Raw genomic sequence first — 12,586 nt, forward strand, 5'->3', positions numbered from 1 at the left:
TTCTTAAGTATTTACAATGGCATAAAGCCATAAAAAGGATTCACGAATGTTTACAGATAGTGTCGAATTAACAGTTAGTTCTGGAAAAGGCGGGCAAGGGTGTGTGGCTTTTCGCCGTGAAAAGTTTGTACTCAATGGTGGTCCAAACGGTGGCGACGGCGGAAAAGGCGGTGATATATGGTTTAAGTGTGACAACAATACGCATACACTTTCACACTTCCAGAGAAAAATGCATATAAAAGCTGAAAACGGCAAACCCGGCGAAGGTTCAAACTGTACCGGAAAATCAGGGGCAAAAAAAGTCATTATTGTCCCACCCGGAACACAGATTATTGACCAGGAAAGCGGTGAAGTTCTTTTTGATATGGTTGAAGACGGACAGGAAGTGAAATTTCTGCAAGGCGGAAAAGGCGGACTCGGCAATACACACTTTAAGTCACCTACAAACCAAAGACCGACGTATGCACAGCCTGGTGAAAAGGGTGAAACGAGAAATATCAAGCTTGATTTGAAACTGATTGCAGATATCGGACTGGTCGGTTTTCCAAATGTCGGAAAGTCTACGCTTATTTCTACTGTGTCCAATGCAAGACCTGAAATTGCAAATTATGAGTTTACAACATTAACGCCGAAACTCGGTCAGGTAAATATCGGAGATTATGAATCATTTGTTATGGCAGATATTCCCGGAATTATCGGCGGAGCGCATGAAGGCAAAGGCCTTGGAATAGAATTTCTTCGTCATATCGAAAGAACAGAGATATTGCTGTTTATGATAGACTTGGCATCGTACAGAGATCTCAAAGAACAGATAGAGGTACTCAAAGACGAAGTAGCTTCTTTTTCGCAAAAGTTGGGCACTTCGCGATATGCAATAGCATTAACACGAACAGATATAGTGCCTCAAGAAGAAGTTTCCCAAAAAATCGCCGAATTTATCAAGATGCTTGATCTTGAGTCCAGCAAGGGAAGTGAATTTGATTTTGATGAGGATTTGCCTTATTTTATTCAGGGGAGTGTTGATGAAACATTAGGGTATGATAGAGAAAAACCTTATTTTGTTGTGCCTATTTCTTCCGCGATTAACAAAAATATTGAACCTTTAAAGTACGCACTCTTTAATTTAGTACAGCAAACAAGGCAGTAATTCCATGCGTGTTGTAGTCAAAGTAGGCAGTGCCGTCTTAACCCAGGATGGCAATATAGCACTTGATCGTATGCGTTCTCTCGTAGAATTTCTAAGCGAGTTAAAAAAAGAGCATGAAGTGATTTTGGTCTCTTCCGGTGCAGTTGCGGGTGGTTATACCGAGCTGAAACTTGATAGAAACAATATTGCGAACAAACAGGCTTTAGCTGCAATAGGCCAGCCTGTTTTGATGAATAAATATGCGAACAAGTTTTCAAAATACGAAATACTGACAGCACAGGTGTTAGTGACTGCTGCAAATTTGAATACTCCTTCTGATATTAAGCGTGTGCGCGCAACTGTTGAAACACTTTTGCAAAACAGTGTGCTTCCTATTGTCAATGAAAATGATGCAACGGCAACAGATGAACTTGAACTTGGTGACAATGACCAGCTCTCAGCATATATAGCAAAAGACATGCAGGCCGATATGCTTGTGATTCTTTCAGATATTGATGCCTATTATGACAGCGATCCGAGAAAAAATCCCGAGGCAAAAGCATTCAAAACAGTAAACAAAATCAGTGAGGAAGAACTGCATAAAGAAGTCACTCCAAACAATGTTTTTGCAACAGGGGGTATCGTTACGAAACTAAAAGCCGCAGAATATCTTCTGCAGGCAAACATAGATACATTTCTTGCCAGTGGTTTTGATTTAAGTGATGTGAAAAGTTTTATGCTTGAAGGTTCCCACAAGGGCGGTACTCTCTTTACATGTAAAGGTTAGCAATGAAAAATATAATATTTATGGGGACACCTGAGTATGCCCAGAAAATTCTTCAAAAAGTAATAGCAACAGAAGATATAAATGTTGTTGCCGTCTATACACAGCCTGACAAACCTGTCGGGCGCAAAAAAGTACTTACGCCTCCTCCTGTGAAGCTTACTGCGCAAGAGCATAACATTCCGCTCTATCAGCCAAAAAAACTTCGGGATGAGGAAACTGTAAAAGAGATTCTGGAAATTCCCTGTGATTTTATAGTGGTGGCCGCATACGGGCAGATTTTACCACGAGAAATTTTAGATCATGCACCCTGTATCAATCTTCACGCTTCGGTTTTACCGCAATATCGCGGAGCAAGCCCGATACAGCAAACCTTGTTAAACGGTGACAAGGCAACCGGTGTAACTGCCATGCTTATGGAAGAGGGGCTCGATACGGGTGACATTTTAAAAATCGAGAAAGTCTCTGTCGGTGAGGAGATGATGGTTGAAGAGTTGTTTGAAAAGCTTACACAGACTGCTGCTGATCTGACGATAGATGTGCTGCGCAATTTTCATACATATACGCCCAAAAAACAGGATGATGCGCATGCTTCTTATTGTAAAAAAATAACAAAAGCAGACGGTGCAGTTGTTTTTGACAATGCGCAGGAGATTTATAACAAATACCGTGCTTTTACACCATGGCCGGGAATTTATCTTGCAAGCGGACTGAAACTAAAAGAGATACAGCTTGAAAAAAAAGATGAAGAACATGCTGATGCCGGCAAAATAACTGCAATAGACAAAAAAAGTATTGTCGTTACATGTAAGCAGGGGGCTCTTCGTATTTATAAGGTACAGCCACAGTCAAAAAAAGAGATGGATGTTATCTCTTATATTAACGGGAAAAGACTCGGACTTGAAGATACATTACTATAATACACTGCCATCAACGCAGCTTTTTTTAAAAGAACAGTTGAAAAACAAGAAGCTGACTGCTCCTGTGGCTGTGGTTGCAGATATTCAGACAAAGGGAATCGGCAGTCGAAACAACGAATGGAGTTCCCAAAAAGGAAATCTTTTTTTGTCCTTTGCACTCGATACAGAACAATTGCCTCATGATTTAAAATTAGAATCTGTGTCACTGTACTTTTCTTATCTGCTCAAAGAAACTTTATCTGAATTTGGTTCAAAAGTTTTTTTAAAGTGGCCGAATGATTTTTATATCGGTACAAAAAAAACAGGCGGAATGATTACAAACAGAGTAGACGATACACTTGTCTGCGGTGTGGGAATAAACCTTGTAACAGCACCACAGGGCTTTGCATCATTGGATATTACGCTCAACAGAAAAATATTAATTGCAGCATATTTGAAAAATATAGAAAAAAAGGTTTTATGGAAGCAAGTTTTTAGCAAATATAAGTTAGAATTTGAAAACAACAAGGAGTTTTTTACCCATAGTGATGGTAAAAAAATATCACTTGAGTCTTGTGTACTCGAGAGTGATGGCAGTTTGAATATAAATGGTGAGAGGATATACAGCAGGCGATGAGTGAAGTAATAGTAATTGCAAATCAAAAGGGCGGAGTAGGCAAAACGACTACCGCTGTAAACTTGGCAGCGTCACTTGCTGTTGCAGAAAAAAAAGTGCTTTTGATTGACTCAGATCCGCAGGCAAATGCCACGACATCATTGGGCTTTCACAGAAATGATTATGAGTTTAATATTTATCATGTGCTTATAGGTACAAAAAAGCTCAAAGAAATTATTCTCAAATCAGACCTGCCTACCCTGCATTTAGCACCTTCAAACATAGGTCTTGTGGGAATAGAAAAAGAGTATTATGATGCAGACAAAGCCAAAGGGCGTGAACTTGTTTTGAAAAAAGCGATTGCAAATGTACAAAAAGAGTATGATTATATTATTATAGATTCTCCGCCGGCGCTTGGTCCGATGACGATCAATGCACTTTCAGCGGCAAACTCGGTCATTATTCCGATACAGTGTGAATTTTTTGCACTTGAAGGGTTGGCACAGCTTCTCAATACTGTCAAGTTGGTAAGAAAATCAATTAATCCGAAACTTGCGGTAAGAGGCTTTCTTCCAACTATGTTTTCATCACAAAACAATTTGTCCAAACAGGTATTTGCAGATTTGCGTCAGCATTTTAAAGGCAAACTGTTTAAAGATGCTGCAGATAAATATATAGTGGTACCGAGAAATGTAAGACTTGCAGAATCTCCGTCATTCGGAAAACCTGCAATCTTGTATGATGTAAAATCAAGCGGTTCTATTGCATACCAAAATTTAGCACAGGCGATTATACGATAATGAAGTCACAAAAACTAGGCAGAGGGCTGGACGCTCTTCTTGGAGAAATAGACGAAGCATATGAAAATGAAGGAAGCCAGTATGATGCTGTATTGGAGATTCCGCTCAAAGATATCCGACCGAATCCTTTTCAGCCAAGAAAATCCTTTGACGAAACTGCTCTTCTGGAACTTGCCGAATCCATAAAAAATGACGGACTGATTCAGCCTATAGTTGTAACAGAAGATATTGACGGCTATATCTTAATTGCAGGAGAGCGGCGACTACGCGCCTCAAAGCTTGCAAAACTCAAAGAGATACGGGCAGTAGTTCTCAACTCTGATGAACAAAAAATGCGGCAATTCGCGTTGATTGAAAATATTCAAAGAGAAGAATTAAATGCTGTAGAACTGGCAGAGGCATATACAGAACTTATAAAGCTGCATGATGTAACACATGACGAACTTGCCAATATTATTCATAAAAGCAGAACCCATATAACAAATACTCTGCGTCTGCTGCAGCTTGCTCCAAAGACACAAAAGGCACTGGTTGAAAAAAAGATTTCAGCAGGACATGCAAAAGTAATGGTTGGGTTAAATGAAAAAGACCAGCAGCTGATACTCAATTCGATTATAGGGCAGAAACTGAGTGTACGCGAAGTTGAAGCTATGATAAAAAACATGAAAAATGTAGAGCCTGCACCAACTGAGTCTGTCAAAAAGAGCGATACCGATTATGATTTTACACAGATAAAAGAAAAATTCAGTGCACTTGGATTCCATGTAAAGGCTTCTAAAAATAAAATAAGCGTCAGTTTTGCATCACAAGATGAAATTGATGAATTTTTGACACATTTTAGAAACTAATCACTCAAATAACAAATTTATACCTCCATTTAACTATCGTTTCAATTTTATAATAGTATAATCACGCAACTTTTAGGAGGTGCTATGTTAGATATAAATCCAATACTACTTTTGGCTACATTTGTTGTATTTGTTTCCCTTATAGCCGTTCTGAACAGTTGGCTTTATAACCCATTACTTTCTTTTATGCAAAAGCGTGATGATGACATTAAAAAAGATCTTGAAAAAGTAGGATCAAATGACAATGAAATCAATGAGCTCAAAGCAAAAGCAGAGTCAATAATTATGAATGCCAAGCTGGAAGCTGCGGCCCTAAGAGAAAAAGTTATCGCGGATGCTAAGGAATTAGCTGACAGTAAGTTAGAATCAAAACGTGCTGAACTCGCGGCAGAGTATTTAGAGTTTGAGCAATCACTTGCAAAATCTAAAGATGAGTTGACTTCTGACTTAATGTCACAAGTTCCGGTATTTAAAGAAGCTGTAAAAGCTAAATTTAGTCAGATATAAAGGTGTAATGTGAGTAGAATTTTAGTATTAATGCTAATGATATCAACTTATGCATTGGCATCTGGGCACGAGCATGCAGGAACAGACATAGTTCAAAGAACTGTAAACTTTCTGTTATTTGCCGGGCTTGTTTGGTATCTAGTTGGGGAACCTGTAAAGAATTTCTTTGCATCAAGAAGTCAGGCAATAGCTGACGAATTGAAAAAGGTTCAGGAAAAGCTGAATGAATCAATCGCTCTTAAAAAAGAGGCATTGGCAAAAATTTCTGAGGCTGAAAAGTTTGCTGAAGAGTTGGCGATTGTTTCTAAAAAAGAGAACAAAATTTTGAATGACACGATTATTGCACAGGCAGAAAGTGATATTGAAGCTATGGTGAAAAAATTTGCTCTCAAAAAAGAATTTGAAGAAAAGAAAATGATTCGCAGTGTTGTTGAAGATGTCTTAAAAGAGACATTGAAACAAAGCAGTGATAGTTTTGACAGAGAAACTATGGCTAATATCATTTTGAAAAAGGTTGCCTGATATGGAAGAACTGATTGCAAAACGATACATAAAAGCTTTAGGTATGGGTTCTGACTTAGCATCTATGCAAAATATGACAACAGTATTTTCTGCCTTGGCAGAGTCATTTAAAAATGACAAGTTTGTCAGTATTATTGCTAACCCAAGCATAAAAGCTCAAGAAAAATCAAAGATTTTGTTAGAGGCGGTAAAAAGTGCCAACTCTGATAAAATCAACAACTTTATCAAGCTGTTGGTAGAAAACAAACGTATCAATATTATTCCGGCAATTGCACAGGAATTGAAAAGTGATTTGGCAAAAGCGGCTAAAACTTATGAAGGTGTTATTTACAGTGATACAGATATCAATTCAAAAGTAATAGAAGAATTGAGTGCCGGCTTAGGCAAAAAGTATGATGTAACTATCAGCCTGACATTTGTTAAAAATGACTTTAACGGTATAAAAGTAGAAGTAGAAGGTCTTGGTATAGAAATTAATTTTTCTAAAGACAGAATAGACAGACAAATTATAGAACATATAATAAAAGCAATTTAACTTTCAATGAGAGGAGAACAATAGTGGTAGCAAAAATTCAAGCTGATGAAATCAGCTCAATAATTAAAGAGCGTATCGACAACTTTGAACTAAGTGTTGATATCAATGAAACAGGTAAAATTGTTTCTTATGCCGATGGTGTTGCGAAGGTTTACGGACTGAGCAATGTTATGGCGGGAGAAATGGTAGAATTTGAAGAGGGAACAAAAGGTTTGGTTCTAAACCTGGAAGAGAGCAGCGTTGGTGTTGTTATTCTCGGTTCTGGTCCTGAACTTCGTGAGGGAATGAGCGTGAAGCGTTTGGGAACACTTCTAAAAGTTCCTGTAGGGGATGCCCTTCTTGGCCGTGTTGTAAATGCACTTGGCGAACCGATTGACGGTAAGGGTCCGATTGATACTACAGAAGTTCGTTTTGTAGAAGAAAAAGCACCTGGAATTATGGACAGAAAATCTGTACATGAGCCACTTGCAACGGGTATCAAAGCAATTGATGCACTTGTTCCGATTGGTCGCGGGCAACGTGAACTTATCATCGGTGACAGACAAACCGGTAAAACTACAGTTGCGTTAGATGCAATCATCAACCAAAAAGGCAACGGTGTTGTATGTATATATGTTGCCATCGGTCAAAAAGAGTCGACTGTTGCACAAATCGTTCGTCGTCTGGAAGATCACGGAGCAATGGAGTATACAATTATTGTATCTGCTACTGCTGCTGAAGCTGCTGCACTTCAATTTTTAGCTCCGTATACCGGTGTTACTATGGGTGAGTATTTCCGTGACAATGCAAGACACGGTTTGATTGTATATGATGATTTGTCAAAACATGCGGTTGCATATCGTGAAATGTCACTGATTCTTCGTCGTCCTCCGGGTCGTGAAGCATATCCTGGTGATGTTTTTTATGTTCACTCCCGTTTGCTTGAGCGTGCTGCAAAAATGTCTGACGAAAACGGAGCCGGTTCTTTAACTGCTCTTCCTATTATTGAAACACAGGCCGGAGACGTTGCGGCATATATTCCTACGAATGTTATCTCTATTACCGATGGTCAGATTTTCTTGGAAACTGACTTGTTTAATTCAGGTGTTCGTCCTGCGATCAATGTCGGTCTTTCAGTATCTCGTGTTGGTGGTGCTGCGCAAATTAAAGCTACAAAACAGGTGGCAGGTACATTAAGACTTGATCTTGCATCATTTAGAGAATTGCAGGCATTTGCCCAGTTCGCATCTGATCTTGATGAAGTTTCACGTAAACAGTTAGAGCGTGGACAAAGAATGGTTGAAATCCTAAAACAGGGGCCTTTTTCACCACTTCCTGCTGAAAAACAGGTTGTTATTATATTTGCCGGAAATGAAGGTTTCCTGGATGATATGGATGTATCAAATGTTGTTCGTTTTGAAGCAGAACTGTATCCGTTTATAGAAGCATCATATCCTCAGATCTTTGAAAATATCAGAAGTACTAAAAAAGTAGATGATGAAACAAAAACACTATTGATGAAAGCACTAGAAGAGTTCAAAGCCAGCTTTGTAGCTAACTAAGGAATAACTTATGGCAAACTTGAAAGATATTCAAAGACAGATTAAGAGTGTTTCAAACACTCAAAAGACGACTCGTGCGATGAAGCTTGTATCGACTGCCAAGCTTCGCCGTGCAGAAGAACTTGCAAAACGTTCTCGTCTTTATGCTCAAAAAATGAATCAGGTCATTGCCGAAATAGCTGGACGCATAGAATGCAACAGAGTTGGAGGGTTGGAAAATCGCTTTTTTACAGCAATTGAAAACCCAAAAATGGTTGACATTATTTTTGTAACTGCAGATAAAGGTTTATGTGGCGGTTTTAATATTCAAACAATTAAAGCTGTGAATAAACTTCTAAAAGAGTACAAAGAGAAAAAAGTAAAAGTGCGTTTACGCGGAATCGGTAAAAAAGGGATAGAATACTATAAGTATAATGAAGTTGAAATGTTTGATACTGTCATAAACTTAAGTTCTAAGCCGAATAAAACGAGATCTGATGAATTTATAAAAACTTCTATCGAAGATTACAAAGAGGGTAAAACGGATGCTGTTCATATTATTTATAACGGCTATAAAAACATGATAACACAAGAGTTACATGTAAACAATGTTTTACCTATTGATGTAAATGATTTTGATTGTAAAGAAGTGGAATCAAAATCAATGATGGAAATTGAAGCAGAAGATGAAGATAAAATGCTTGAGTCTTTAATTGAAAAATATGTAAATTACAATATGTACTACTCTTTGATTGATTCAGTTGCTGCAGAGCATTCTGCACGTATGCAGGCTATGGATACAGCAACGAACAATGCAAAAGAGATGGTAAAAAGTTTAAATGTACAATACAATAAAGCGCGTCAAGCCGCTATTACTACAGAGCTGATAGAAATTATCAGTGGTGTGGAGTCTATGAAATAATGGAGAAAAATATGATTGGAAAAATTAGCCAGGTAATGGGTCCTGTTGTTGATGTTGATTTTGATGGTTATCTTCCAGTAATTAACGAAGCAATTGAAGTGAATGTTAATTTAGAAGGTAGTGAACATCGTTTGGTATTAGAAGTTGCAGCACACTTAGGTGACGGTCGTGTTAGAACGATTGCAATGGATATGAGTGAAGGTTTGGTTCGTGGTATGGACGCAAAAGCTACAGGTGCACCGATCAGTGTTCCGGTTGGCGAAAAAGTACTCGGTCGTATCTTTAACGTAATTGGTGAAACAATTGATGGAGGAGAGCAGGTTACTGATGCTCCAACATGGTCAATTCACCGTGATCCTCCACCATTGGTTGATCAGTCAACAACTACAGAGATGTTTGAAACAGGTATTAAGGTTGTTGACTTGCTTGCTCCATATGCAAAAGGTGGTAAAGTCGGACTCTTCGGAGGGGCTGGTGTCGGTAAAACAGTTATCATCATGGAGCTTATCCACAATGTTGCACACGGGCATGACGGTCTTTCTGTATTTGCCGGTGTCGGTGAGAGAACTCGTGAAGGAAATGACCTGTATTATGAAATGAAAGAGTCAAACGTACTGGACAAAGTTGCACTGTGCTACGGTCAGATGTCTGAGCCTCCAGGAGCACGTAACCGTATTGCGCTTACAGGTCTTACTATGGCTGAGTATTTCCGTGATGAGAAAAAACTTGATGTATTGATGTTTATTGACAATATTTTCCGTTTTGCGCAGTCAGGTTCTGAAATGTCTGCACTTCTTGGGCGTATTCCGTCAGCTGTTGGTTATCAGCCGACATTGGCTCGTGAAATGGGTGCACTGCAGGATCGTATTACATCAACTAAAAACGGTTCAATTACTTCTGTACAGGCAGTATATGTACCGGCAGATGACTTGACTGACCCTGCTCCGGCTTCAGTTTTTGCCCACTTGGATGCAACAACGGTTCTTAACCGTAAAATTGCGGAAAAAGGTATCTATCCTGCGGTTGATCCATTGGATTCAACTTCAAGACTGCTTGATCCGCAAATTTTGGGTGAAGAGCACTACAATGTAGCTCGCGGTGTACAGCAAACACTTCAAAAATATAAAGATTTGCAGGATATTATTGCGATTCTTGGTATGGATGAACTTAGTGAAGATGACAAAAATGTTGTTGAACGTGCTCGTAAAATTGAGAAGTTTCTTTCTCAGCCATTCTTTGTTGCAGAAGTTTTCACTGGTGCTCCAGGAAAATATGTTAAACTTGAAGACACAATTGCAGGTTTCAAAGGCATCCTAAACGGTGACTATGACCACATGTCTGAAAGTGCATTCTATATGGTCGGAAATATGGATGAAGCTATTGCTAAGAATGAGAAAAATAAATAAGCATATTGCTTAAGACAAAGGACTGTAATGGATACATTTAAACTTGAAATCCTAACGCCTGACGGTGAAATCTATAATGGTAAAGCTGTCAGTGTTGTTCTTCCTGGAAAAGAGGGAGAGTTTGGTGTTCTGGCAGGTCATGCATCTCTAACTACATTGTTAGAAGCTGGCGTGGTAGATATCGAAAAAGAAGATAAATCAGTCGAGTCTATTGTTGTTAACTGGGGTGTTGTTCAAGTTGATGAAGAAAAAGTTGTTATTTTGGTTGAAGGTGCTGCTGCAATTCGCGGTGAAACTGAATCTGAGATTGCGCAGGCACTTGATGCAGCAAAAAAACTTATTAATGAAATTGCAGATTCAAGCACTGCTATCGCATCAGTATCAGCAAAAATAGAATCTGCCGCACAAAAGTTAATATAGTAACCGTATGATTAATAATTTAATAGATTTTTATCTAAAAAGCCACCCTGTGACTCTCGGAGTATTGCTACTGCTCTCTTTATACTTTATAGTATTGAACTGGGTGTTTTTTTACCGCTATTTTTCTCTTAATAACTGGCTTTCTAGTGAAAGTGCTTCTCTTGAATCACTTTTACTTGGAGCTACTACTGTAAATGAAAACTCTTTTTTAAATAATTTTATAAAAACCAGTAATGTTGTTTCAAAAGAAGTTTTAGGACTCGGTATGCTTGCTGCGACAAAAGAAGCGACAAAAGGACTTTCTGTACTTTCTATTTTTGCTTCTACCTCTCCTTTTATCGGACTGTTTGGTACAGTTGTTTCTATTTTAGATACATTTTCTCATATCGGACAAAACAGCGGAGGTATGTCAATTATTGCCAGTGGCGTTTCGGATGCATTAGTGGCAACCGCTTCAGGTATATTTGTAGCCACATTCGCCTATACATACCATCAGGTTTTAAAAAGAAAGTCATATGAACTTATAAGCTATCTCCAAATGCAAAGTGATGCGATTTTAGCACGTAAGGCGTAAAACAGTGCTGTATGATTGGGAAGAAAAACCGGAGCTTAATATTACTCCCCTTGTGGATGTAATGCTTGTATTGCTTGTCGTTTTAATGGTTATCGCTCCAAATATTATATATGAAGAAAATATAAAACTGCCGCAGGGCTCAACAACTGAGCAACTCTCGAAGATTCCTCCTGTGCATATAACAATAGACAAAGACAGAAATATAAAAGTCAATAAAGACAACTATCTCTTAAATGCTTTTATGGATAACTTTTCATTGTATGCAAGAAAGTTAAATAAAAAAGCAACTGTATTAATCAGTGCAGATAAACGTTTGGACTATGGTATAGTTATGTCAGTGCTTGCTGCGGTTAAACAGGCAGGTTTCACTGAGGTATCTTTAGCTACAAATGGATAACAACAGCCGTTATTTTTACATAAGTGGCTTTTTGTCACTCTTTCTTTTTGCATTTTTTTTATTCTCATTTCTTTATATGATGTTTCATGCTTCCAAAACAAAAGCATATGGCTATAAAAAAGAAAATTATATTTCTGTTTCAATTAATGTCACAAATACAAAGCACCCGATGAAAAAGAAAAGTTCCAAAACAGTTCCCGCAACTAAAAAAGTTGTAAAAAACATAGATATCAATAATCTGTTCAGTGATGTATGGACAAAAAAAATAGACAACAATGTAAAAAAAGTTAAAAAAACTGACAATAATAGACGGATAGAACAGATTACAAGAAAAATCAGGCCCACAAAACAAGAAGACAGAGAGTCTGTCACACAAAAGATCAGTACACTTCAGGCAAGTCATGACCCGTCAAAAAGTGAAGCAACATCTGCTGCGAATGAAGTTAATGAATATTTGGCTAAAATTCAGGATATTGTTTATCAACATTTTAATGTGCCGCAAAACAGTGAGGGCAACAGTGTAAAAACAGTAATCGAACTTGACCCTTTTGGTAAACTTATTGATTTTAGAATACTGAGTTATTCTAAGAATGAAGCACTCAATGAAGAAGCAGACAGGATTAAAGAACGATTAAAAGATGTTGTATTTCCTGTTAACCCGAAAAACAGACCGAGCAGAACGATTGTTATATTAATTTCTAAGGAGTAGA

16 protein-coding genes are annotated in these 12,586 nt (G+C 38.1%); all 16 read left to right on the forward strand.

Translation table 11 applies throughout. The features are described 5' to 3' along the window. The first annotated feature begins 46 nt into the window (after nucleotides 1-46). The 16 genes from obgE to ETP70_RS03725 all read left to right on the forward strand — a co-directional run bounded on the left by obgE (nucleotide 47) and on the right by ETP70_RS03725 (nucleotide 12,585). Nucleotides 47-1,147, forward strand: coding sequence for a GTPase ObgE (gene obgE, locus ETP70_RS03650; RefSeq protein ID WP_151899905.1), 1,101 nt, complete (start codon nucleotides 47-49; stop codon nucleotides 1,145-1,147). Between the two features lie 4 nt (nucleotides 1,148-1,151). After that, nucleotides 1,152-1,913, forward strand: a complete 762-nt coding sequence (gene proB / locus ETP70_RS03655) for a glutamate 5-kinase (protein WP_151899906.1) — start codon at nucleotides 1,152-1,154, stop codon at nucleotides 1,911-1,913. A 2-nt stretch (nucleotides 1,914-1,915) separates the two neighbouring features. Beyond that, the gene (gene fmt / locus ETP70_RS03660) at nucleotides 1,916-2,830 is read left to right on the forward strand and encodes a methionyl-tRNA formyltransferase (protein ID WP_151899907.1); all 915 of its coding nucleotides are present in this window, start codon (nucleotides 1,916-1,918) and stop codon (nucleotides 2,828-2,830) included. Further along, a complete protein-coding gene (locus tag ETP70_RS03665; protein ID WP_230973304.1) occupies nucleotides 2,811-3,446 on the forward strand; it encodes a biotin--[acetyl-CoA-carboxylase] ligase in 636 nt (211 codons plus the stop codon). Before fmt ends, ETP70_RS03665 begins: the two co-directional genes overlap by 20 nt. After that, complete coding sequence (locus ETP70_RS03670) at nucleotides 3,443-4,225, forward strand: ParA family protein (RefSeq protein ID WP_151899909.1); 783 nt, start codon at nucleotides 3,443-3,445, stop codon at nucleotides 4,223-4,225. Before ETP70_RS03665 ends, ETP70_RS03670 begins: the two co-directional genes overlap by 4 nt. After that, nucleotides 4,225-5,073 (forward strand): ParB/RepB/Spo0J family partition protein, encoded by an 849-nt coding sequence (locus ETP70_RS03675; protein WP_151899910.1) that lies wholly within the window; start codon nucleotides 4,225-4,227, stop codon nucleotides 5,071-5,073. Before ETP70_RS03670 ends, ETP70_RS03675 begins: the two co-directional genes overlap by 1 nt. Before the next feature lie 84 nt (nucleotides 5,074-5,157). Then, nucleotides 5,158-5,580, forward strand: a complete 423-nt coding sequence (locus ETP70_RS03680) for a FoF1 ATP synthase subunit B' (RefSeq protein WP_151899911.1) — start codon at nucleotides 5,158-5,160, stop codon at nucleotides 5,578-5,580. A gap of 9 nt (nucleotides 5,581-5,589) precedes the next feature. Then, nucleotides 5,590-6,102, forward strand: coding sequence for a F0F1 ATP synthase subunit B (locus ETP70_RS03685; RefSeq protein ID WP_151899912.1), 513 nt, complete (start codon nucleotides 5,590-5,592; stop codon nucleotides 6,100-6,102). Between the two features lies 1 nt (nucleotide 6,103). Next, nucleotides 6,104-6,637, forward strand: a complete 534-nt coding sequence (locus tag ETP70_RS03690; RefSeq protein WP_151899913.1) for a F0F1 ATP synthase subunit delta — start codon at nucleotides 6,104-6,106, stop codon at nucleotides 6,635-6,637. 23 nt (nucleotides 6,638-6,660) lie between these two features. Beyond that, entirely contained in the window at nucleotides 6,661-8,178 is a 1,518-nt protein-coding gene (gene atpA / locus ETP70_RS03695; RefSeq protein WP_151899914.1) for a F0F1 ATP synthase subunit alpha, read from the forward strand. A 10-nt stretch (nucleotides 8,179-8,188) separates the two neighbouring features. Further along, nucleotides 8,189-9,079, forward strand: coding sequence for an ATP synthase F1 subunit gamma (atpG, locus tag ETP70_RS03700; RefSeq protein WP_151899915.1), 891 nt, complete (start codon nucleotides 8,189-8,191; stop codon nucleotides 9,077-9,079). An 11-nt stretch (nucleotides 9,080-9,090) separates the two neighbouring features. Beyond that, nucleotides 9,091-10,485, forward strand: coding sequence for a F0F1 ATP synthase subunit beta (gene atpD, locus ETP70_RS03705; protein WP_151899916.1), 1,395 nt, complete (start codon nucleotides 9,091-9,093; stop codon nucleotides 10,483-10,485). Between the two features lie 27 nt (nucleotides 10,486-10,512). Next, nucleotides 10,513-10,905 (forward strand): ATP synthase F1 subunit epsilon, encoded by a 393-nt coding sequence (gene atpC, locus ETP70_RS03710; RefSeq protein ID WP_151899917.1) that lies wholly within the window; start codon nucleotides 10,513-10,515, stop codon nucleotides 10,903-10,905. A 7-nt stretch (nucleotides 10,906-10,912) separates the two neighbouring features. Then, entirely contained in the window at nucleotides 10,913-11,479 is a 567-nt protein-coding gene (locus ETP70_RS03715) for a MotA/TolQ/ExbB proton channel family protein (RefSeq protein ID WP_151899918.1), read from the forward strand. 7 nt (nucleotides 11,480-11,486) lie between these two features. Then, complete coding sequence (locus tag ETP70_RS03720) at nucleotides 11,487-11,876, forward strand: ExbD/TolR family protein (protein ID WP_151901492.1); 390 nt, start codon at nucleotides 11,487-11,489, stop codon at nucleotides 11,874-11,876. Beyond that, nucleotides 11,869-12,585 (forward strand): TonB C-terminal domain-containing protein, encoded by a 717-nt coding sequence (locus ETP70_RS03725; protein ID WP_151899919.1) that lies wholly within the window; start codon nucleotides 11,869-11,871, stop codon nucleotides 12,583-12,585. Before ETP70_RS03720 ends, ETP70_RS03725 begins: the two co-directional genes overlap by 8 nt. The last annotated feature ends 1 nt before the right edge of the window (nucleotide 12,586 follow it).

Origin of the sequence: Sulfurimonas hydrogeniphila (assembly GCF_009068765.1) — a bacterium.
GTDB lineage: Bacteria > Campylobacterota > Campylobacteria > Campylobacterales > Sulfurimonadaceae > Sulfurimonas > Sulfurimonas hydrogeniphila.

Bases quoted from the DNA above. Each gene is read 5' to 3' on its own strand.
- atpD (WP_151899916.1), top strand. From the start codon at position 9,091: ATGATTGGAAAAATTAGCCAGGTAATGGGTCCTGTTGTTGATGTTGAT.
- ETP70_RS03690 (WP_151899913.1), top strand. From the start codon at position 6,104: ATGGAAGAACTGATTGCAAAACGATACATAAAAGCTTTAGGTATGGGT.
- atpG (WP_151899915.1), top strand. From the start codon at position 8,189: ATGGCAAACTTGAAAGATATTCAAAGACAGATTAAGAGTGTTTCAAAC.
- ETP70_RS03715 (WP_151899918.1), top strand. From the start codon at position 10,913: ATGATTAATAATTTAATAGATTTTTATCTAAAAAGCCACCCTGTGACT.
- fmt (WP_151899907.1), top strand. From the start codon at position 1,916: ATGAAAAATATAATATTTATGGGGACACCTGAGTATGCCCAGAAAATT.
- ETP70_RS03670 (WP_151899909.1), top strand. From the start codon at position 3,443: ATGAGTGAAGTAATAGTAATTGCAAATCAAAAGGGCGGAGTAGGCAAA.
- ETP70_RS03725 (WP_151899919.1), top strand. From the start codon at position 11,869: ATGGATAACAACAGCCGTTATTTTTACATAAGTGGCTTTTTGTCACTC.
- obgE (WP_151899905.1), top strand. From the start codon at position 47: ATGTTTACAGATAGTGTCGAATTAACAGTTAGTTCTGGAAAAGGCGGG.
- ETP70_RS03675 (WP_151899910.1), top strand. From the start codon at position 4,225: ATGAAGTCACAAAAACTAGGCAGAGGGCTGGACGCTCTTCTTGGAGAA.
- atpC (WP_151899917.1), top strand. From the start codon at position 10,513: ATGGATACATTTAAACTTGAAATCCTAACGCCTGACGGTGAAATCTAT.
- proB (WP_151899906.1), top strand. From the start codon at position 1,152: ATGCGTGTTGTAGTCAAAGTAGGCAGTGCCGTCTTAACCCAGGATGGC.
- ETP70_RS03680 (WP_151899911.1), top strand. From the start codon at position 5,158: ATGTTAGATATAAATCCAATACTACTTTTGGCTACATTTGTTGTATTT.